This is a genomic window from Corynebacterium efficiens YS-314 (genome assembly GCF_000011305.1).
In the GTDB taxonomy this organism is placed as follows: domain Bacteria; phylum Actinomycetota; class Actinomycetes; order Mycobacteriales; family Mycobacteriaceae; genus Corynebacterium; species Corynebacterium efficiens.
This window is the reverse complement of sequence record NC_004369.1, coordinates 2,084,690-2,106,637: the sequence shown is the minus strand read 5'-3', so window position 1 is coordinate 2,106,637 and position 21,948 is coordinate 2,084,690. Positions and strand designations below refer to the sequence as shown.

Below are 21,948 nucleotides of genomic sequence, written 5' to 3'. Positions count from 1 at the left end.
TTGTTTCTGCACAGCACGGAGGAGGGCAAGCATGGTAACGGTGGAAAACCGTATTCTCCAGGATGTTGCAGCCGAGGTCGCGACACGGGAAGCACGGGTGACGTTCCAGGACGTCAAGGATCAGTCACGTTCACCCGGTCTGCCGGCGGCGCTTGATGTCCGTTCGGTATTCCTGGGTTCCGGTTGCAACCTGGTGGCCGGATTCGATCGTTTCGCATCAGACTGGTCGGATCACAAGGACCCCGTTGATTTCGCCACCCGCCTGGAGGAGTGTGGGGCCGCCGCGCTCAGCTATATGGTCCGCAGGGGACGGTTCGAGATCGCGGCGCAGGACATCAGGGATATCAAGGCTGCTGTCAATCTCCCGCTGCTTCTCGATGATCTCATCGTCGACCCCTATCAGATCCATGAGGCCCGCGTCCTCGGTGCGGATGCCCTGGCGCTGGCGGTCTGGACCATGGATCCGCACAAACTGGCCGCCCTGCTCGACCGCACGGAATCCCTGGGTATGACCGCGCTGGTGGAGGTGCGCAACCCGGCGGAGGCCGCCCGCGCCGCTGAGGTGGGGGCTTCCGTGGTGGCCATCGATATCACCGGTTACCAGGGGCCGAAAACACTCCCGGAGGCCTTCGCCGGGGTCTGTTCCCAGCTCCCGCAGGAAACCGCCCGCATCGTCCTCGGCGGGTGTTGGACACCGAAGGAACTCATGGCCTTCGCCCGGCAGTCCGCCGATGCTATCTACGTGCCCCACACCCCCCTCGCCTCAACCCGGTCGCTGATCTCGGCAGGCATGCATCCGGCCTGCCCATCGCGGTAGGCGGTATCGACCGGTGCCGGGTGGGGTCGCCGTCCACGCTTGTCGACGCTCGCCGCCGCGTGTCCACGCTTGTCGACGCAACCCGGACCCCGGGGTGGGGTTGTTGCTACATTAAGTGTCATTCCCCGTTGACACTTCTGCGCTTTCCAAGCGGTTAGGTTCTGAATAATCCTGTGGACGTCATGACACTGGCAGCAATCCCATCCCCTCCCCAGGGAGTGTGGTACCTCGGACCCCTCCCGATCCGCGCCTATGCGATGTGCATCATCGCCGGCATCATCGTGGCCATCTGGCTGACCAGGAAACGTTACGCCGCCCGGGGCGGCAACCCGGAGGTGGTCCTGGATGCCGCGATCGTGGCTGTTCCCGCCGGTATCATCGGCGGACGTATCTATCACGTGATCACCGACAACCAGAAGTACTTCTGCGAGACCTGTGACCCGGTGGATGCCTTGAAGATTACCAACGGGGGCCTGGGTATCTGGGGGGCGGTGATCCTCGGTGGCCTGGCGGTGTGGGCCTATTTCCGCTACAAGAAGATTCCCCTTGCTCCGTTTGCGGATGCCGTCGCCCCGGGCGTGATCCTCGCCCAGGCGATCGGACGTCTCGGCAACTGGTTCAACCAGGAGCTCTACGGGGCCGAGACCGATGTGCCCTGGGCGCTGGAGATCTACTACCGCGTGGATGAGAATGGCCGTTTCGCGCCGGTGACCGGTGTCTCCACGGGTGAGGTCATCGCCACCGTCCATCCCACCTTCCTCTATGAGATGCTGTGGAACCTGCTCATCTTCGGGCTGTTGATCTGGGCGGATCGACGTTTCCGTCTCGGCCATGGCAGGGTGTTCGCCCTGTACGTCGCCGGCTATACCCTCGGCAGGTTCTGGATCGAGCAGATGCGTACCGACGAGGCCACCATGGTGTTCGGCATGCGCATCAACACCCTCGTCTCCGCCGTGGTGTTCATCCTGGCGGTCATCGTATTCCTCCGGCTGGGGAAGGGGCGGGAGGCCCCTGCTGAGGTGGACCCGGCCTATCATGCGGCGCAGGCTGAACGCGATGACACGGAGACAGCCGGGCTTGATGCCACCACCGGAACGGTGCCCGGGGACAGCCCTGAAACGACCGGGAAGAAACGGAAATAGGCCAGACCCGCTAGGTGTGATGATTATCGCGCCGAGCGGGTCGTGTTGGATGAAAGGCAATCAGCTAATTCTGCTAATGTCCGTTTCTTCTGAAAATGTGGCCATATCACGCTATGTTCGGGCAGGATCGGTGAATCCTGTCATGGTCCGGGGGTGTTGGAACCGGGTGTGGGACAGGTGAACGGGGTCTTACTTTCCCGCAGCCATTGTCGCCGCCTCACCCTCAAAGGGTTAGGCTGGTCGATGTGGAAAGACGAACTAAGATTGTATGCACCCTCGGTCCGGCGGTCGCCAGCGCGGATGGGATCCTCCGACTGGTTCAGGACGGCATGGATGTGGCCCGCCTGAACTTCTCGCACGGCGATCACCCCGACCATGAACAGAACTACAAGTGGGTCCGTGAAGCCACTGACAAGACCGGTCGCGCGGTCGGCATCCTCGCCGACCTGCAGGGCCCCAAGATCCGTCTCGGACGGTTCAAGGAGGGCTCAACCGTATGGGAGACCGGTGAGACGGTCCGCATCACGGTGGATGATGTCGAAGGCACCCATGACCGTGTCTCCACCACCTACAAGAACCTGGCCAAGGATGCCCGTCCGGGGGACCGTCTGCTGGTCGATGACGGCAAGGTCGGCCTCGTCTGCGTCTCCGTCGAGGGCAACGATGTCATCTGTGAGGTCACCGAAGGTGGCCCCGTCTCCAACAACAAGGGTGTCTCCCTGCCCGGCATGGACATCTCCGTGCCAGCCCTATCCGAGAAAGACATCAAGGATCTTCGTTTCGCCCTGAAGCTCGGCGTTGACTTCATCGCCCTGTCCTTCGTCCGCTCCCCAGCGGACGTCGAACTCGTCCATGCCATCATGGATGAGGAGGGACGTCGCGTCCCGGTGATCGCCAAGCTGGAGAAGCCGGAGGCGGTCGCAGCACTCGAGTCCATCGTGCTGGCGTTCGACGCGATCATGGTCGCCCGTGGAGACCTCGGCGTGGAGGTCCCGCTCGAGGAGGTCCCGCTCGTGCAGAAGCGGGCGATCCAGATCGCCCGGGAGAACGCCAAGCCGGTCATCGTGGCCACCCAGATGCTCGATTCGATGATTGAGAATTCCCGTCCGACCCGTGCGGAGGCCTCCGATGTGGCCAACGCCGTTCTCGATGGTGCCGATGCCGTCATGCTCTCCGGTGAGACCTCCGTGGGTAAGGATCCCCACAATGTGGTCCGCACGATGTCCCGTATCGTCCGCTTCGCCGAGACCGACGGCCGGGTTCCGGATCTCACGCACATTCCGCGCACCAAGCGTGGCGTGATCTCCTATTCCGCCCGCGACATCGCCGAGCGACTCAATGCCCGCGCCCTGGTCGCCTTCACCACCTCGGGGGACACCGCCAAGCGTCTGGCCCGTCTGCACTCCCATCTGCCGCTGCTGGTCTTCACCCCTGATCCGAGCGTCCGCTCCCAGCTGGCGCTCACCTGGGGTGCCCAGACCTTCCTGTGCCCGAAGGTGGATGACACCGATGGCATGATGCGTGAGGTTGACCGTGCGCTGCTGGCCATGGACGAGTATCAGAAGGATGACATGATGGTGGTCGTCGCCGGTTCCCCTCCGGGGGTCACGGGAAACACCAACATGATCCACGTTCACCTGCTGGGTGAGGATACCCGGATTCCCAAGTAGGCGGGAAACCCGGATGGAGGGGCGCTGACGGTCACCGTCGGCGCCCTTTTTGTATCGGTGGGGAGGACGATTGGGGACAATGACAACAAAATGCTTGACACATCAACTAAATATGGCGTATAACTGAACACAACAGCACAACCACCCCGATCGACCCCCATCTGAAGTGAGGAACCCCATGGCCACCCCTGAGAAGACCATCAACACCGCCACCCACATGGACGCCGTCACCCTCCGCGTCGGTGACCTGGAGAACATGACCTCCTACTACGCCACCATCCTGGACATGGACCCCATTGAGGAGAAGTCCCGGGGCAGGGACGTCCACCGCGTGCTGGGGCGCAACGGCCTGCCCCTGATGCGACTGGTGTCCACCCCGGGCCTGCCGGGTGTGGATCCAGGGCAGGCGGGTCTCTACCACACGGCCTTCCTGTTCGAGGCCCCCGCTGCTCTCGCCGCCACCGTCTACCGCGCCGCCCGGGATCCCCGATCCAGTTTCGTCGGGTCCTCCGATCACCTGGTCTCCGAGGCGTTCTACTTCACCGACCCCGAGGGCAACGGCATCGAACTGTACGTGGACCGGCCACGCGAGGCCTGGACCTACACCGGTGGGGATGTGGACATGGACACCGTCTACCTGGATCCCAACGCCTACCTGCAGAAACACCTCAACCAGAAGGTGCTGGAATCCAACAGGTCCCAGCCTGCCACCATCGGACATGTCCACCTCCAGGTAGGTGACCTCAACCAGGCAGCCGCCTTCTACATCGACCGCATCGGTTTCGAACGCACCACCTCCATCCCCGGTGCCCTGTTCACCTCGGCCGGTGGATACCACCACCATGTGGCCATGAACACCTGGCATTCCGGTGGGGCCGGGCCCCGGGCCGCCACCCTCGGACTCGCAGAGGTGTCCATCCTCGTCCCCGAGCGGGAGGATCTGGACATGTTGGTCAGCCGTCTCGGTGATTGGGAGCATTCCGACAATGGAACCTCGGTGACCATGACCGACCCGTGGGGCACCCCGGTCACCGTGTCCCTCCCGGGGGTCACCACCGAGGAACTGCTCGAGCGTCGATAGGCATCACCACACCGGTGGTCGCAGCTTTGCTGACCCCGTGCTGAGCTCGGCACCGAACCCGATTCCCATTCCGGTGGCAGGGTCACCTGGTTCAGGCTAGGTTGGAGAGCGTGAAATCAGTAGGCACAGTCAAATTCAGCAATCAGCTCCCCACCCAGCTCGAACCGCTGGTTCAGCTCGCGCACAATCTGCGCTGGTCGTGGCGTGAGGAAACCAAGCAGCTGTTCCGGGACATCGATCCGGAACTGTGGTCGAAGCTGGGGGAGGACCCCAAGCAGATGTTGCATCAGGCACCCGCTTCCCGCCTGCGTGAGCTCGCCGGTGATGACGGGTACCTCGGCCGCATCAACAATGAATCCCAGAACCTCAGCGAGTACCTGACCGCCCCGCTGTGGTACCAGAAGACCTGCGCCACATCTGATCGCAGCAACAATCTCATCACCGCCTACTTCTCCATGGAGTTCGGCATCCACCCCAGCCTTCCGATCTACTCGGGTGGTCTCGGAGTCCTCGCCGGCGATCACATGAAATCCGCCTCCGATCTCGGTGTCCCCCTGATCGGTGTCGGTCTGCTCTACACTCATGGCTACTTCACCCAGTCACTGACCGCCGACGGTTGGCAGCAGGAGAAGTACGAGTACCACGACCCCGCCAACCTGCCCATTGTCGCCGTCACCGATGACAAGGGTGAGCAGCTCAAGGTCACCGTCGCCTTCCCCGAGGGCCGTCAGATCACCATCGCCCTGTGGGTCGCCAACGTCGGGCGTGTCCCGCTGCTGCTGCTCGACACCAATATCGATGAAAACCCGGAGGACATGCGTTCTGTCACCGACCGTCTCTACGGTGGTGACTCCGAGCACCGCATCAAGCAGGAGATCGTCCTCGGCGTCGGCGGTATCCGCGCCGTCGACGCCTACTGCGAGCAGAAGGGCATCCCACGTCCGGACGTCGCCCACCTCAACGAGGGACATGCCGGCTTCCTCACCCTCGAGCGCATCCGCCAGCGCATGGCGCAGGGCATGGACTACGCCGCCGCCTTCGAGCAGGTCCGCGCCTCCAACATCTTCACCACGCACACCCCGGTCCCGGCGGGCATCGACCGTTTCGACATGTCCATGGTGCGCCGTTACCTCGGTGACGGGCTGCCCGAGGACCAGCAGCTCTGCCCCGGTATCCCCCTGGACAAGGCCATCGAACTCGGTCGGGAGGATGACCCCTCCCTCTTCAACATGGCACACATGGGTCTGCGTGCCTCCCAGCGCGCCAACGGTGTGGCCAAGCTCCACGGTGAGGTCTCCCGTGAGATGTTCGCCGGTCTCTACCCGGGCTATGAGCCCGCAGAGGTTCCGATCGGCCATGTCACCAACGGTGTCCACCTCCCAACCTGGGTCAAGCCCGAGATGCTGGAACTGATCGAGCGTGTCTCCGGTGGGGCGGATCTCGCCGTCGCCGACACCTGGAGCAACCCGGATGCGGTGCCCAATGAGAAGATCTGGGAGGTCCGCAACAAGCTGCGCGCCGATCTCGTCGAGGTCGCCCGCGCGGCCACCTTCGAGTCCTGGGCCACCCGTGGACACGCCGAGGCCCAGCTCGGCTGGACCCGTCGCGTCCTGGACCCGGAGGTGCTGACCATCGGTTTCGCCCGTCGCGTGTCCACCTACAAGCGACTGACGCTGATGCTGCGCAATCCGGAGCGTCTGCGTTCCATCCTCCTCAACGAGGAGCGTCCGGTGCAGTTCGTCATCGCCGGCAAGGCCCACCCGCATGACATGGGTGGCAAGAAGCTCATGCAGGAGATCGTCCAGTTCGCAGACCAGGCCGGTGTGCGTGACCGCTTCCTGTTCCTGCCTGACTATGACATCAACCTGGCCAGCTACCTTGTCGCCGGCACAGATGTCTGGCTGAACAACCCGGTGCGCCCGCAGGAGGCCTCCGGCACCTCCGGTATGAAGGCCGTCATGAACGGTGGGCTCACCCTGTCGATCTCCGACGGCTGGTGGGATGAGATGCCCCAGGAGGAGACCGGTTGGACCATCCCGACCGTGGAGACCCCTGATTTCGAGTACCGTGACCACCTCGAGTCCCAGGCCCTCTACGACCTGCTGGAAAATGATGTCGCCCCACTGTTCTACGACCGTGATGACAACGGCATCCCGCAGGGTTGGCTGGAGATGATCCGCAGGTCCTGGACCACCCTGTCACCGATGGTGACCTCCACCCGCATGGTCCGGGACTACACGACCGACTACTACCGTCCGACCCAGCACCAGGCGATGCTCATCGCCAAGCCGGAGGACGCCAGTTCCTACGCCGCCTGGTTGGAGACCGTCAAGTCCGAATGGTCCACGGTGGCACTGTCCAACCTCCGCGTGGCTGACACCGCCCCCGGCGCAGAGGCCCACGCGGAGACCGAGACGGAGACCCTGATCACCGTGGATGTCGATCCCGGTTCACTGGAGCACGGGGACATCCGTGTCCAGGCCATCATCGGTGACCAGGATGACCACGGGCAGATCGTGGATCCGGTTGTCTACGACATGGACAAGACCGGCAAGTCCACCTACACCGTGGCGATCCACCGCGACCTCCCCGGCACCGTCGGATACACCGCCCGCGTGGTGCCCTGCCACGACATGCTGGTCAACGCCGCTGAAACCGGACTGATCACCTACTACCCGGCCTGATAACGGGCCTGCCACCAGGCGCGCCAGACAAGCACACGGCCTGCATCCCCCTGAACTGCTTCCCGGGGATGCGGGCCGTGTGGCGTACTGGGAGGTTAGGACTTCTGGTGGGAGGGGACACCCAGGTAGGTCAACACCGCAGCGGCGGCCGCGGTAGTTGCCGACGCCACCGTGGGTACAAAATCGGGCAGGAAATCACCCATGTGGTTGGCGGGGATGTCCTGGGCCACCCGGTCGGCGGCCACGGCACGCGCCCAGTCACCGGCGGGGGTGGCACCGATGGTCCAGTACAGATACGGGCTGTTGAGTGCCAGTGGGATATTGGGGAAGTCCTCCGATGCGGTCCACCTGTCGGAGGTCACCGACTGGGGTCCGAAGACCTCATCGAAGACCGGGCGGACCTTCGCGAAGACCTCCACGTCATTGTCGGTGAGTTCACCGTGGGCGAAGTACTCGATGACCGGTTCATGCTCGATTCCGGACGCCATGCACTCACCCTTCACCACCCGTTCAATGGCCCGGTAGACCCGTTTCTTCACCTTGTCGTTGTAGAACCGGCAGTTGAGCACCAGTCGGGCCTCACTGGGGATGGTGTTGTTGGAATTACCGGAGCTCAGGGTACCGACGGAGATCACCGCGAATTCCTCGGGGGAGACCTCGCGGCCGACGATGCCCTGCAGGCGCACCACGATCATCGCCGCCACATAGGTCGGATCGATGGAATTGTGGGGCATCGATCCGTGGGCGCTGCGCCCCCGGATGCGGATGTTGATGGAGTCGCAGGCCGCCAGGGCCGCACCGGGTCGGCTCATCACCGCGCCGGCCGGTCCCGGCACCACATGCTGGGAGAAACAGACATCGGGGCGGGGGATCTTCTGCGCCAGGCCGTCGGACACCATCGCGTTGGCCCCGCGGGCGTTTTCCTCCGAGGGTTGGAACAGGGCGATGAAGGTACCCTGCCAGGCGTCACGTCGTTCGTCGAGAAGCGCACAGGCCCCCAGCAGCGCGGTGGTGTGCATGTCGTGGCCACAGGCGTGCATGACCGGAACATTCGTGCCGTCGAGGGGACGCATCCGCGTCGAGGCCCACGGCACCCCGGTGGTCTCCTTGACGGGCAGGCCGTCGAAATCGGCGCGCATCAGTGCGACCGGGTACTTCTCATGGTCACCATTGCGGAAGATCGCGATGACACCGTACCCCCCGACCGGTGAGATGACCTCGCAGTCGAAGCGTTCCAGCTGGCTGAGGATGGTGCGCGAGGTCTCGGATTCGAAACCGGACAGCTCCGGGTGCTCGTGGAGATCCTGGTAGAGGCCCTCCTGCCAGGACAGGTCGACACCATGGTTGCGCAGCAGATCGGAGATATGGCTCATGGATACGATACTAGGGCAGGTCGCGCGCCAGACGCGGTCGGCCAGTGCTTATCGACGCATCCCTGTCACCGCTGCAGCAACGGGTTGTACCTCAGACTGTTGCGCTGCACGGAACACTCCGTGGCGATCCTCATCTCCTCGTCGATCCACCCCTCGTCCCGCAGACGGTACAGTTCCCGGACCACCCGGTCGCGGACATTCTGGGGTGAGAGGGTGTTGAGGTAGATCTTGGTGCCGCCCTCGAAACCGGCCAGGGTGGACACCCGCCACTTGATCGTGACCCGCCACGGCATCGGCATGTCCACATCCACCGGTTTGTGGTGCCACTCCTCATTGCAGGGCACATCGGGGCCGGTGGCGGCGTGACAGGCGTGGATGAGATCGCTCATGGCACGGACCTCCTCCCCGGACTGTAGCCACGGCTCCGACACCGGGGACCTGGAGTAGATCTCCAGGGTGGGGTAGCGGTGGCCAAAACCGGCGAAGGCCACGGCGTGATCATTCTCCGCGATGATGAGGTTGTGGTACCCGGCGTAATCCACACCCCACTCGTTGTACATGTTGGGGTTGTGCCGCAGCTGCGCCAGTTCCACATCATTCTGGTATCCGCGCTCGTCGATGGCCACGAGCTGTTTGTGCAGATGGTCGAAGGACGCACCGGCGGGTTTGAGCCAGTTCTGGAACGCCACCACATAGGGGGCATACCGGTTGCGGGCATACAGATCACGCATGCCGTCGAGGGTGAACCGGATGAAGGCGGCGTGCTCATCACTGGTCAGGGTGCCGGAGGAGGCCAGCTGGGAGTCGTCGGTGGCGTCGTCGGTGAAATGGCGCCGGGCGATGATGACATCGTGGCCCCCGGAGAAATAACTCGGGGCGCGTTCCAGCAGTTCCGCCTCCGTCAGGCTGGAACCATCCTCACCGGCGGCCTTCATCCTCGTGCGCACGATCGACAGAACATGTCGACGTCCCTCGGGGTCGGCGAGGTAGGTGGCCATGCGCATGGCGGTCTCGGGATCCATCTCGAAACCGAAGTTCTTGTTCCAGTACTCATAGGTGACGATCTCAAACAGGTTGGGCACCCGCCGGAATTCCGCGACCGTCTTGTCCAGGTCCCTGGGCAGCCCACCGGCCAGGACCTCGAAATCCCCCTTTCCGGTACGCACCATCCGGGACTTCTCCGGGGGAGTGGACAGCTGGTTGTCCGGGCAGAAGGCGCAGTAGGAGGTGTGATCCTCCGGGCTCAGAGGCACCGGGTCCGGGGCGGGACGTGACAGCGGCCGGTTCCCCCGTCCGGGCACCGTCCACACCTCCGTGCCGGTGAAGGGATGAACCTGCTTGATGGTGCCATCGGCCATGGTGCGGATGGGGGTGGGTTGGATACGGAAGGGACTGTTCATGCCATTCAGGTTATTGGCTACTGTGTTGTCATGCCGAAGATCCAGTTTGATGTACTTGTCCCGGACTCCGATTCCATCGACCTCGCGGGACGTTTCACCGCCGTATCCGACCTGCTGCGGGACAAGGGGCTGCTCAGCTCCGCCCTCGTGGTCCACGATCCGGAACCGGCCGTGGCCGACGGGGTGGAGGAGCAGCTGCGCCAGACCTACCGTGATGAACACGAGGACAACGACCTGGAGGATGCCTCCGTCAACCGCTACCTCATCGAGGTGGACGGGGTGAAGGGATCCGTCAACCAGATCACCATGATCCTCGCCCGCCTGCTCACCCCACCGGCTGAACTGCCCAAGGATGCCTTCCTGCTCGAGCAGGAACTGGCCTATGAGGTTCCTGCCACCTACCCGTGGAGCGTGGAGATCATCCGCTAGTGGTCCGTGGCGGATCCCGCAGCGAACCTCTCGGCGATCCGCCTGCCGGCGGCACGCAGCTGGGCCGCCACATCGTTACTCTTCTCCAATTCGACGGGGATGATCCCCTCCGGGACCTCCCCGTCGATTTCACCTGCGGCCACCGCGAGGGGGACACCGGCCGCCGAGGTCAGGGCATGGAGGGTGCCCACCACCTTGCCGGTGTGGGACTGGGCATCGAGACGCCCCTCACCGGTGATGACCAGATCCGCCCGGGGGATCAGCTCCTCCACACCGGTGGCTCGGGCGATCAGGGGCGCGCCGGGCAGGATGTGGATGTGGTCGGTGGTGCCGTGCATGAGGGTGGACAACCAGGTCAGCCCGATCCCGATGCCGCCGGCCGCACCCATGCCGGGGATGGTGCCGTCAACGTCGAGGACGTCGCACAGGTGGGACAGTCCAGCGTCGAGAAGCTCCACCTCCTCAGGTGTGGCACCCTTCTGGGGCCCGAAGACATGGGCCGCACCGTCCGGACCGGTGGCCGGTGCGGTGACATCCGTGAGCAGCACCCATTCCGCCACGGCCGCGGGGATGTTGAGCAGCGCGGTGTCGATGTTGTCCAGGTTGACCAGGTCCGCACCACCCTTGCGCAGGGCGTAGCCCTCCTTGTTGCGGGGTACCGCCCCGAGTGCGACGAGGATGCCGGTGCCGCCGTCGGTGGTGGCCGAACCGCCCAGGCCCAGCGTGATGCGGGTGGCTCCCCGGGTCACCGCGTCCGCGATGAGCACACCGGTGCCGTAGGTGTCACCGGTGGTGGGCACCGGGTTGTCCGCCACCGCGGGCAGGCCCGAGGCGGCGGCGACATCGATGTAGGCGGTGGCCGCGGCCTCATCGAAGATGTAGCTGGCCTCGGTGAGTCGCCCCGCCGCGTTGGTGGTGGGCAGGGTGATGACCTCCCCGCCGAAGATCTCCGCGGTGCCCTCACCGCCATCGGCCATGGGGGCCAGGGTGATCTCCGCGTCGGCCAGGATCTCCCGAACGCCCTCGGCCAGCCAGGTTGCCGCCTGGGTGGCGGTGGCGGTGCCCTTGTAGGAATCCGGCGCGATGATGATGGTGGGGGTGGAGGGCATGGGGGACCTTTCGCTTGCATGGGGTGCCGGAGGACACCCCGGGGGAGAAGGGTGGCACCGGGGTGCTCGTGGCGCTGGGCGCGCTGATGGCTCAGCGCAGAGGGGCGTTGTCCTAGAAACTCTATCGTCCGAGGGTGTGCGTTCGGCAACCGGCGGGCCCAGCGACGTTCGCGGGACAGTGGTATTAATACCAGTGGGGGCACCGGTTTTATCTCGATGAGCGGGATCTGTCAGCTCGGGAGTCGTTTCACAAGGAGGAGGGTTCGGGGTGTGAACCCGCTGGCTGGAAGTGTGAAATTTTCCACATTGTGGTCATATCGTCATGGGACTGACATAATCGGACGTGAGCATTGGCCTGCCGCTCTGGCCCTTGTGAGTCAACTCTCATGGTCGAGAGTTGCTCTTTAGGGCCCGCGTGGTTTAAAACTATTAACCGTTAGGTATAACAAGCCGCGCCCCTCGGTGTAGTTGAAATTTCATTGCAAATTCACCTGCCCGCGGTGCCGAGATGGGAACGTTGAATTCATGACTGTAGATGAGCAGGTCTCCAACTACTACGACATGCTGCTGAAGCGCAACGCCGGGGAACCTGAGTTCCACCAGGCTGTCGCGGAGGTTCTCGAATCTCTGAAGATCGTCCTGGAGAAGGACCCGCACTACGCCGACTACGGTCTGATCCAGCGTCTCTGCGAACCGGAACGCCAGCTGATCTTCCGTGTGCCCTGGGTGGATGACAACGGTCAGGTGCACGTCAACCGTGGTTTCCGTGTCCAGTTCAACTCCGCACTCGGCCCGTACAAGGGTGGTCTGCGTTTCCACCCCTCCGTCAACCTCGGCATCGTCAAGTTCCTCGGCTTCGAGCAGATCTTCAAGAACTCCCTCACCGGTCTGCCGATCGGTGGCGGCAAGGGTGGTTCCGACTTCGACCCGAAGGGCAAGTCCGAGCTGGAGATCATGCGCTTCTGCCAGTCCTTCATGACCGAGCTGCACCGCCACATCGGCGAGTACCGGGATGTCCCGGCCGGTGACATCGGAGTCGGTGGCCGCGAGATCGGTTACCTCTTCGGCCACTACCGCCGTCTGGCCAACCAGCACGAGTCCGGTGTGCTCACCGGCAAGGGCCTGACCTGGGGTGGTTCCCTGGTCCGCACCGAGGCCACCGGCTTCGGCACCGTCTACTTCGTCCAGGAGATGATCAAGGCGGAAGGGGAGACCCTCGAGGGCAAGAAGGTCATCGTCTCCGGTTCCGGCAACGTGGCCACCTACGCCATCCAGAAGGTGCAGGAACTGGGTGCGGTTGTGGTCGGCTTCTCCGACTCCAGCGGCTGGGTCTCCACCCCGAACGGTGTTGACGTGGCCAAGCTGCGTGAGATCAAGGAGGTCCGTCGTGCACGCGTGTCCTCCTACGCCGACGAGGTGGAGGGTGCGGAGTACCACACCGACGGCTCCATCTGGGATCTGACCGCCGACATCGCGCTGCCCTGCGCCACCCAGAACGAACTGGACGGCGACAACGCCCGCACCCTCGCGGACAACGGCTGCCGCTTCGTGGCGGAGGGCGCCAACATGCCCTCCACCCCCGAGGCCATCGACGTCTTCCGTGAGCGTGGTGTTCTCTTCGGGCCGGGCAAGGCTGCCAACGCCGGTGGCGTGGCCACCTCCGCCCTGGAGATGCAGCAGAACGCCTCCCGTGATTCCTGGAGCTTCGAGTACACCGATGAGCGTCTCCACCGCATCATGAAGAACATCTTCAAGTCCTGCGCCGATACCGCCAAGGAGTACGGCCACGAGAAGAACTACGTGGTCGGTGCGAACATCGCCGGATTCAAGAAGGTCGCTGACGCCATGCTCGCCCAGGGTGTCATCTAAACCCACGGTAGAAAACCCGCTGTAGCCGCAGCCATCGGCCCGACAACCGCCTGACCCCGGAAGATCACAGGAAGATCATCCCCGGGGGCAGGCGGTTTGCACGTTCCTGCGGGGTTCATACAGGCCGGTTCAGGCCAGTTCAACCACCCGGTCCACCCCGGACAGCGCCGCCCGGCGGTGGGCGATGATGATCACGGTGGTGTCCCGCAGGCCGGACAGGGTGCGGGACAACTCCGCCTGGTTGAGGGCATCCTGGTGGCTGGTCGCCTCATCCAACACCAGCACCCGTGGTCGACGTGCGAGTGCGCGGGCGAGGCAGACACGCTGTTTCTGCCCGCCGGACAGGGCGAGGGCGCTGGTGCCCAGGTCAATGTCGCCGATGGAGGCCGCCCGCATCGCCGCCATGGCCTCCTCCTCGCTGAGATCCGGGTTACCCACCCGGAGGTTGTCCAGGACGGAACCCCGGAAGAGGGTGGAGGTCTGTTCGACGAAGGCGACGGAGTCGCGCAGTTCCCCGAGGGGGATCTCGCGGACATCCACGCCGCCGAGGGTGACCCGGCCGGCCTGCACATCCTGGAGGCGCACCAGTGTGCTGGCCAGGGTGGATTTCCCCTTACCGCTGGGGCCGACCAGACCGATGTGCTCACCGGCATCGACGGTGATGGACACCCCGCTCAGGATCGGGCGCCCCTGGCCGATGGTGACATCCTCCCAGCGGATATCCAGGGGGCCGTCGGGCAGGCGGGCTGGCTCGGTGGTTTCCGGGATGGTCACGGGCGCGTCGATGAGCTGGTAGTAGCGTCGTGCGCTCTCCAGGGCGGTGGGCAGGGTACGGGCGAAGCCCTCGACCGCATCGAGGGCGGGTGCCACACCCAGCACGATGACAGCTGCCACCACGTCAGAGGTGGCCCAGATGATGAGGGCCGCCGCGATCCACGGCCAGGCCAGTGCCAGGCCCTGACGGAATCCGACACGCAGGCCCTGGGCGGTCACCGCGCGGTTCAGCCGGTCCTCGAGACCCGCCAGCTGCCGCAGACGGTTGGCTTCGGCGTGGTGGGACTGGAGCTCCAGGCGCCCTGCGGCATCCTCCGCCAGATGCTGGGAGATCAGGCTGCGGATCCCGGCCTCTCCCGGACCGGCGGTGGCGTGGCCGAACAGCGGGATCAGCCACCCGAGGATGATGCCCGCTACACCTATGATCCCGGCGACCGGGTCGAGGACGAACAGGGCAGCACCCGCGGTGAGACTGAGCAGCACCGCCGTGACGGTGGGGGCGATGGTGTGGGCGAAGAACACCTCGATGGAGTTGATGTCACGTGTGGCCACGGCGAGCACCGCACCGCTGCCGGCCCGGACACGGGGTGTGCCCTGGCGGACGAGGGCGTCGTAAAGCTCCACGCGCATCCGGGCGAGCAGGGTGAACGCGGCGCGGTGGCCACACACCTGCTCACCCCACCGGCTGATCGCCGCGGTCAGCGCGAGCAGCGCCATGACCACCCCGAGCATCCAGGGGGACAGGTCCGGGCCGGTGGTGAACACCCAGGCGGGGACGATGATGAGCCCCGCGGCCGTGAGCTGGCTGAGCAGACGCAGCAGGGTGGAGGCGATGAGTGTGCCCCGCACGGGGGCGGCGGTACGCAGCAGACGGTTGATCACTGTTCCTCCTGAAGAACACGGGTGAAGAATCCGCCGTGGGTGGCGATCTCCCCCGGGGGACCGAAGGCCTGGATACGACCATCGGCGAGGACCAGCACCAGGTCCGCATCCAGGGCCTCAGCGGGCCGGTGTGTGATCTCGATGAGTGTGGCGCCGGTGGCACGTGCCGTCTCACGCAACAGGGTCGCGTTGTCGGTGTCCAGGTTGGCGGTCGCCTCATCCAGCACGATCACCCCGGCACCCTTGACCAGGCCGCGGGCCGCGGAGATGCGGGCGGCCTGACCCCCGGAGACACCACGCCCGGTCTCCCCGATACGCAGATCCAGGGGCAACCTCGCCCGTTCCAGGATGTCCGCGGTGGTGGAGCTGTCCACACCCCGGCCGGCCAGATCGAGATTATCGGCCAGCGTTCCCGAGAACAGCGTCGCCGACTGCGGCACATACGCCACCGACCGCCGCAGATCCGGCGCCGTACAGTCCTCACCGCCGATGCGCACCGAACCGGTGAACCCCTGCAGACCCGCCAGGGCGAGCGCCAGGGTGGACTTGCCGGCACCACTGGGTCCGACGATGGCCAGGTGCGCCCCGTGGGGCAGGCGGAAGGAGACGTCGGTGACCACCGTGCGTGCCCCACGGGCGACCGTGAGCTTGTCGACGTCCACCGCCCCCGCACCCAACCGACCCTCCGGCAGCTCCCCGGGATCCGGGGCATCGCCCCGGCCGCCCAGGGCACGGCGGATGGTGCCCAGCGAGGCCTTGCCGGCGATACCGGTGTAGAAGGTCCGGCCCATGCGGTTGACCGGGTCTATGAGCAGGCGGGCCAGCAGCACCACCGCCACCGCCTCACCCACCCCCAGCTCCCCACGGGTGAAGCCGATCAGCGCCGCGACCGCCGCCACCGTCGTGGTGGCCAGGCCGAAGGCACCATCGGTGACCAGGATCATCAGCTGGTTGCGGTAGAGCAGCCTCATCACCTCGGTGCGCATCTTCTCCGCCATGCCACGGATCCGGGCGCGCCGGGAACCGGTGGCATTGAGGATCATGGTGGTGCCCAGGGTGCGCACCGATTCCAGGAACACCCCGGCCAGCTGTCCGGAGGCACGTCCGTACCCGGCACCGGCGCCCTTGAGGGAACGGGATGCCCAGCCCAGGATCACCGGGATCACCAGCATGCCCACGAGCAGGAGACCCGCGATCGGCCAGGACACCGCCGCACCGAGGATGATGAGCACCACCACCGGTGCGATCATCGCGGCGAGGTAGGGCCCGAGGAAGAGGATGGTGTAGGTTGATGCCTTCTCCGTGGCATCCGTGGCCTCGGTGATCACCTGGGCGTCATCGCGCGGTGTATCCGGCCCGAGCGACAGGCTGGTGCGCGAGAGCTGCTCACGCCACCGGGCCTCCTGACGGGCCCGCAACCGCCCCGGGAGGATATTCTCGACCACCAGCAGGACACCGGCCACCACCGCCGCCAGGATGGTCGCCACCAGGGCTGGTGTGGCAGCACCGGTTGTGCCACCCAGCTGGGTGTTGATCAGGTCCGCCAGGCCCAGGATCAGCACCGCCATCACCGCGGTACGAACGGTGATCAACAGGGTGATCAACCAGCCGACCCGGGGGACATCCTGAAGAAGCGAACGCACGATGTGTACTTCCTTTCACGAAAACACCGCCATCAGCAGTTCACATTAGCCGGTGGGGTGGACACCACCCAGCTGACAGCGGACATCCAGAAAACACCTCTGCATTCCCACTCGTATTCCCAGCCACAGTTTCGTGTGGTTGCCCTATCCCGCCTGTGAATCTGGGTACGCTTAGGGGCATGTACAAAGTCTTCGAGTCACTTGATGCACTGGTTCACAACGTCGAGCGTGCCTATGGCGTTCCCATGACCTCCAACTGTGTGGTTCCCCGTCAGGAGATGCTCGCGCTGCTGGATGACCTGCGTGATGCCCTGCCCGCCGAACTCGATGATGCCCAGGATGTGCTCGATCATCGTGATGACGTGCTTCGGGAGGCGGAGGAGCGGGCGCGGGTGCTCGTCGAGGATGCCGAGATCGAGGCCCGGGACATCCTGGAGCGTGCGACCCGGGAGGCCGACGCCATGATCGAGGATGCCACCAACCACGCCAACACCGTGGTGGCCAACGCCAATGACACCGCCGACCGCACCGTCACCGATGCCCGCCGGGAGGCCGACAGCCTCACCGAGCGCGCCCAGGCTGAGGCGGATCGTCTCATCGCCTCGGGCAATGACTCCTACCGTCGCGCCGTGGCGGAGGGCCAGGCCGAGCAGGAACGTCTGGTCAATGAGGCCGAGGTGGTCCGTCGCGCCAATGAGGAGGCGCACCGCATCGTCGATGCCGCCCATGCTGATTCCAACAAGCTGCGCAATGAGTGTGATGAGTTCGTGGACTCCAAACTCGCGGAGTTCGAGACGATGCTGTCGACCACCCTGCGCAGTGTCTCCTCCGACCGCACCGCGCTGCGTCGTGGTGCCGGTGTCACCGGCCGTGATTCCAGGGAACCGGTGGGCCTCGATTATGACCGGGACTATGACCGGGACATCGAACGCGAGCCACGCGGTTACGACCGCGACTACTGATACCGGCTGGTATCGGCTGGTATCGGCGCCTTCCGGTGTCTCCGGTGCTGATGCCGCGGGCGCCAGCGTCACCCATTCACACAACGAGCGCATCGTGTCTCCCACCGGTTCAGTCGGTGCCCACAGGGCTTATGTCCCCATGTTCACCGCACCGGGATGCAACAGGTGGGGCGGGATGCGGGTAGGATCTGGTAGGTCATGAAATCTCCATTTGTATTTGATGTCGCAGCACTGCTGCGCGGTAGCGGTCTCCCGGAAAATGTCCAGCAGTCAGGGCCCAGCCCGACCCGCATCGGTCCTGAGATGATCGCCATTCCCGAGGGTGGCCACGTCGACATCGACGCCCACCTCATTCCGCTCGGCGGGGGTATTTCCGTCCAGGCAACCATCCAGGCTCAGCTGCAGGGACAGTGTTCACGCTGCCTGCGCGAGCTGTCCTCCCAGACCACCCTGAACGTGTCCGAGGTGTTCGCCGTCGATGATGATTTCATCACCGGTGAGGCCGGGGACGATGAGGATGAACTGCCCCAGGTCCATCAGGACGCGGTGGATCTGTTGCAGTCCGTCATCGACGCAGCCGGCCTGAACCTGCCGTTCAACCCGCTGTGCACGGAACTCGGTTTCGACTCCTGTGATGACAGTGAGGTCCCCGCACCGGACGGCACCGTCGACGATGAGGACGATGACGGTGAAGGTCGCGTCGACCCGCGATGGGCGGGACTGGAGAAGTTCCTGTGAGCAGGAAGAAGACCCGGGTCACCGGGGTGGATGCCCTCGCTGAGGCATTCGATGCCGTGAACCATGCTGATCTCCTGGAACGCCTCGGGGTGGACATCGACCGGGACCTGCTGGTCCTGGCGCTGACCCACCGTTCCTTCGCCAATGAGAACGGGATGCTGCCGAACAATGAGCGACTGGAGTTCCTCGGTGATGCCGTGTTGGGCCTGGCTGTGGCCAACCGCTTGTACGAGCTCTATCCCAGCAGCCCGGAATCCGACATCTCCAAGATGAGGGCATCCATCGTCAGCCGGTACGGTCTGGCCGATATCGCCCGGGAGATCAACCTGGGTGAGTTCATTCTCCTGGGCAAGGGGGAGTTGCTCACCGAGGGCCGCAGCAAGGATTCCATCCTCGCCGACACCACGGAGGCATTGCTGGGCGCGATCTTCCGCCAGCACGGTTATGAGGTGGCACGGGATGTCGTGCTCACCTTGTTCCACCACAAGATCAACCACGCCTCGGCCAAGGGGATCCATCAGGACTGGAAGACCACCCTGCAGGAGGAACTCGCCCAGCGTAAAAAGCCGATGGTCGAGTACCAGACCACCTCCGTGGGGCCGGATCATGACCTGTTGTTCACCGCCGTGGTGTATCTCGGGGATGTGGAGATGGGTAGGGGTGAAGGCCCGAACAAGAAACTCGCCGAACAGGAGGCAGCCCGCCAGGCCTTCCTGAAACTCAGGGAGAAGCGTGCCTGAACTACCGGAAGTTGAGGTGGTCCGCCGCGGTCTGGAGGAGCACATGGTGGGACGCACCATCGTCTCCGCCGCGGTGGTGCATCCGCGTACAGCCCGCAACCAGGCCGGCGGGGGCGCCGAGATCGAGGCCAATCTCACCGGCCTGAGGGTCGGTGCCACCAACCGGCGCGGGAAATTCCTGTGGCTGGAACTCGATGATGTTGCGCAGCAGGCACCCTCCGGTCTGGGGCTGCTCGTCCATCTGGGTATGAGTGGGCAGATGCTGGTCAAGTCCCCCGACGCAACCCTCAACCCGCATCTGCGGGCACGGGCGGAGCTTGACGACGGCAACGAGGTCTGGTTCGTCGACCAGCGCACCTTCGGGTACTGGTGGCTGGGGGAGCTTGTCGACGGGGTCCCCGGACGTGTCTCTCACATCGCCCGTGATCTCCTCGATGACGCCCTTGACATCCCGGCGCTCGCCGCGGTGCTCAAGACGAAGAACACCGAGATCAAACGTCTCCTGCTCAATCAGGAGATCGTCTCCGGCATCGGCAACATCTACGCCGATGAGATGTTGTGGGAGGCGGGTATCCACCCCCGGCAGAAGGCCAGCAGGATCTCCCTCACCCGTCTGGTGGCGCTGCTGGAGGCCGGGCGTGAGGTCATGACCCGCGCCCTGGACCAGGGCGGGACCAGCTTCGATGCGCTCTACGTCAATGTGAATGGCGCGTCCGGGTACTTCTCACTCTCGCTCAATGCCTATGGGCAGGCGGGTAAACCGTGTGCGCGGTGTGGGACCCCGATCGCCCGGGAGACCTTCATGAACCGGGGCAGCCACTTCTGCAATCGTTGTCAGAAAGTGCGCTGACTCACTTTCATGCGGTAGGTTTCCCGTATGGAATCCATACTCAACGCTGTTGCCGCAGTTAACGATAAACTCTGGCTGCTGGTCATTGTCGTCCTGATCGGATCGGGTATCTGGTTCTGCATCACCACATTCCTGGTGCAGATCAGATACATCCCGGACATGTTCAGGGCCATCGTCGAAAAGCCCTCGGATATCTCAGAGGGGCAGAAAGGTATCTCGGCCTTCAAGGCCTTCACCATCTCAGCGGCCTCGAGGGTGGGCACCGGTAACGTCGCCGGCGTGGCCATCGCCGTGGCCGTCGGTGGTCCGGGTGCTGTGTTCTGGATGTGGACGATTGCCATCATCGGCGGTGCCACCAGCTTCGTCGAATCAACTCTCGCGCAGGTGTACAAGGTTCGGGATAAGGATTCCTACCGTGGTGGCCCCGCCTACTATATGACCAAGGCCCTCAACTGGAAGTGGCTGGCTGCCATTTTCGCCGTGTTGATCTCTGTGACCTACGGTTTCGTGTTCAACGCCGTGCAGGCCAACTCCATCTCCGCAGCTGTAACAAACTCCTTCAACGCTGACGGTATGGCGGGCAAGTGGATCGTCGGTGTGATTCTCGCCGTTCTCACTGCGGTGGTCGTCTTCGGTGGTGTGCAGCGCATCGCCAGTGTCACCCAGGTCATTGTCCCGGTCATGGCGGTTTCCTACATCGTCATCGGCCTCATCGTGGTGATCATCAACATTGCCGAGGTGCCGGCGATGGTTACCTCAATTGTGTCCCACGCCTTCGGCCTGCGTGAATTCGCCGGTGCCACCCTCGGTGCGGTGATCATGCAGGGTGTCCGTCGTGGCCTGTTCTCCAATGAAGCGGGTATGGGCTCTGTCCCCAACGCCGCTGCCACGGCTTCTGTGTCCCACCCCGCCAAGCAGGGCCTGATCCAGTCCCTGGGTGTGTATTTCGATACCCTGGTGGTCTGTAGCATCACCGCCTTCATCATCCTGCTGGCAGAACCTGATCTGTATGCCTCCGAGGGGGGTATGGAACTGACCCAGAATGCCCTGGCCAACTCGGTGGGTGAGTGGGGCATCCACTTCCTCACCGTGGTGATCATCTTCCTGGCCTTCTCCTCGGTCATCGGTAACTACTACTACGGCGAGTCCAATATCGAATTCCTCACCAACAACCGCTCCTACCTGCAGGCCTTCCGTGTCCTGGTGACCCTCTGTGTCCTGGGTGGGGCCATCGGTTCGGTACCGCTGGTCTGGGCACTGGCCGATGTGTTCTCCGGTCTCATGGCCATCACCAACCTCATCGCGGTGGTGCCGCTGACGGGTGTGGCCCTGGCAGTGCTGCGCAACTACGGTCGCCAGCGCCGGGCCGGCCTGGATCCCGTGTTCAGCCGCGACGATGAGGAGATCAGGGGCCTGCGTGGCTGGGATGGTATGGAATGCTGGGATGGGTCCGATCCGCTGACCGTCAGGAAGACCACCGATGAGCATGCAGCCAACTGATCACATCCGTCTCACCGCCTTTGTCCACGGCCATGTCCAGGGAGTGGGGTTCCGGTGGTGGACCAGATCCCAGGCCCTGGAACTGGGCCTCGCAGGATCCGCCACCAACCTCGATGACGGCCGGGTGTGTGTTGTCGCGGAGGGGCCGGAGGACCGCTGCCGGGAGCTGCTGACCCGACTCGGGGAACAGCCCAGCCGCCATCGGCGGGTGGGGACAGTGAGCACCGTAATCGAACAGTGGAGCGAGCCGCGGGGGGTGGAGGGCTTCACCGAACGCTAGACTCT

General features: G+C 64.4%; 17 protein-coding genes and 1 pseudogene. 13 read left to right on the top strand and 5 right to left on the bottom strand.

Going from position 1 to position 21,948, the window contains the following annotated elements:
* The first annotated feature begins 31 nt into the window (after positions 1–31).
* From CE_RS09895 to CE_RS09875, 5 genes and pseudogenes are all read left to right on the top strand, one after another.
* Positions 32–817, top strand: coding sequence for an indole-3-glycerol-phosphate synthase (locus tag CE_RS09895; protein ID WP_006767989.1), 786 nt, complete (start codon positions 32–34; stop codon positions 815–817).
* A gap of 182 nt (positions 818–999) precedes the next feature.
* A pseudogene (gene lgt / locus CE_RS09890) lies at positions 1,000–1,852 on the top strand (prolipoprotein diacylglyceryl transferase); the annotation flags it as partial.
* A 352-nt stretch (positions 1,853–2,204) separates the two neighbouring features.
* Positions 2,205–3,629 (top strand): pyruvate kinase, encoded by a 1,425-nt coding sequence (gene pyk, locus CE_RS09885; protein WP_006767987.1) that lies wholly within the window; start codon positions 2,205–2,207, stop codon positions 3,627–3,629.
* Positions 3,630–3,807: 178 nt separating this feature from the next.
* Positions 3,808–4,710: a VOC family protein gene (locus tag CE_RS09880; RefSeq protein ID WP_006767986.1), complete on the top strand. Its 903-nt coding sequence runs from the start codon at positions 3,808–3,810 to the stop codon at positions 4,708–4,710.
* A 110-nt stretch (positions 4,711–4,820) separates the two neighbouring features.
* Positions 4,821–7,394, top strand: a complete 2,574-nt coding sequence (locus CE_RS09875; protein WP_035108845.1) for a glycosyltransferase family 1 protein — start codon at positions 4,821–4,823, stop codon at positions 7,392–7,394.
* A gap of 95 nt (positions 7,395–7,489) precedes the next feature.
* On the opposite strand, the gene CE_RS09870 is transcribed toward CE_RS09875, so the two are convergent.
* Both CE_RS09870 and CE_RS09865 read right to left on the bottom strand, forming a co-directional pair.
* Positions 7,490–8,767: an amidohydrolase gene (locus CE_RS09870; RefSeq protein ID WP_006767984.1), complete on the bottom strand. Its 1,278-nt coding sequence runs from the start codon at positions 8,765–8,767 to the stop codon at positions 7,490–7,492.
* Positions 8,768–8,832: 65 nt separating this feature from the next.
* Entirely contained in the window at positions 8,833–10,167 is a 1,335-nt protein-coding gene (locus CE_RS09865) for a DUF4921 family protein (protein ID WP_006767983.1), read from the bottom strand.
* Between the two features lie 30 nt (positions 10,168–10,197).
* Here CE_RS09865 and CE_RS09860 point away from each other — a divergent pair, with 30 nt between their 5' ends.
* Positions 10,198–10,596, top strand: a complete 399-nt coding sequence (locus CE_RS09860; RefSeq protein ID WP_006767982.1) for a hypothetical protein — start codon at positions 10,198–10,200, stop codon at positions 10,594–10,596.
* On the opposite strand, the gene CE_RS09855 is transcribed toward CE_RS09860, so the two are convergent.
* The gene (locus tag CE_RS09855) at positions 10,593–11,705 is read right to left on the bottom strand and encodes a glycerate kinase family protein (protein ID WP_006767981.1); all 1,113 of its coding nucleotides are present in this window, start codon (positions 11,703–11,705) and stop codon (positions 10,593–10,595) included. The genes CE_RS09860 and CE_RS09855 overlap by 4 nt on opposite strands.
* A gap of 525 nt (positions 11,706–12,230) precedes the next feature.
* On the opposite strand from CE_RS09855, the gene gdhA reads away from it, so the two are divergent.
* Positions 12,231–13,574, top strand: coding sequence for an NADP-specific glutamate dehydrogenase (gene gdhA, locus CE_RS09850; protein ID WP_006767980.1), 1,344 nt, complete (start codon positions 12,231–12,233; stop codon positions 13,572–13,574).
* Between the two features lie 129 nt (positions 13,575–13,703).
* On the opposite strand, the gene CE_RS09845 is transcribed toward gdhA, so the two are convergent.
* Both CE_RS09845 and CE_RS09840 read right to left on the bottom strand, forming a co-directional pair.
* Entirely contained in the window at positions 13,704–15,230 is a 1,527-nt protein-coding gene (locus CE_RS09845) for an ABC transporter ATP-binding protein (protein ID WP_011075699.1), read from the bottom strand.
* Positions 15,227–16,873 (bottom strand): ATP-binding cassette domain-containing protein, encoded by a 1,647-nt coding sequence (locus CE_RS09840; RefSeq protein WP_006767977.1) that lies wholly within the window; start codon positions 16,871–16,873, stop codon positions 15,227–15,229. Before CE_RS09840 ends, CE_RS09845 begins: the two co-directional genes overlap by 4 nt.
* 179 nt (positions 16,874–17,052) lie before the next feature.
* On the opposite strand from CE_RS09840, the gene CE_RS09835 reads away from it, so the two are divergent.
* The 6 genes from CE_RS09835 to CE_RS09810 all read left to right on the top strand — a co-directional run bounded on the left by CE_RS09835 (position 17,053) and on the right by CE_RS09810 (position 21,943).
* Positions 17,053–17,835, top strand: a complete 783-nt coding sequence (locus tag CE_RS09835) for a DivIVA domain-containing protein (protein ID WP_006767975.1) — start codon at positions 17,053–17,055, stop codon at positions 17,833–17,835.
* A 198-nt stretch (positions 17,836–18,033) separates the two neighbouring features.
* Entirely contained in the window at positions 18,034–18,573 is a 540-nt protein-coding gene (locus tag CE_RS09830) for a YceD family protein (RefSeq protein ID WP_011075696.1), read from the top strand.
* Positions 18,570–19,313 (top strand): ribonuclease III, encoded by a 744-nt coding sequence (rnc, locus tag CE_RS09825; protein ID WP_006767973.1) that lies wholly within the window; start codon positions 18,570–18,572, stop codon positions 19,311–19,313. Before CE_RS09830 ends, rnc begins: the two co-directional genes overlap by 4 nt.
* Positions 19,306–20,163: a bifunctional DNA-formamidopyrimidine glycosylase/DNA-(apurinic or apyrimidinic site) lyase gene (gene mutM / locus CE_RS09820; protein WP_006767972.1), complete on the top strand. Its 858-nt coding sequence runs from the start codon at positions 19,306–19,308 to the stop codon at positions 20,161–20,163. Before rnc ends, mutM begins: the two co-directional genes overlap by 8 nt.
* A 27-nt stretch (positions 20,164–20,190) precedes the next feature.
* On the top strand, positions 20,191–21,663 hold the full coding sequence (locus tag CE_RS09815) for an alanine/glycine:cation symporter family protein (RefSeq protein WP_006767971.1): 1,473 nt from the start codon (positions 20,191–20,193) through the stop codon (positions 21,661–21,663).
* The gene (locus CE_RS09810) at positions 21,644–21,943 is read left to right on the top strand and encodes an acylphosphatase (protein WP_006767970.1); all 300 of its coding nucleotides are present in this window, start codon (positions 21,644–21,646) and stop codon (positions 21,941–21,943) included. Before CE_RS09815 ends, CE_RS09810 begins: the two co-directional genes overlap by 20 nt.
* Positions 21,944–21,948: the final 5 nt, after the last annotated feature.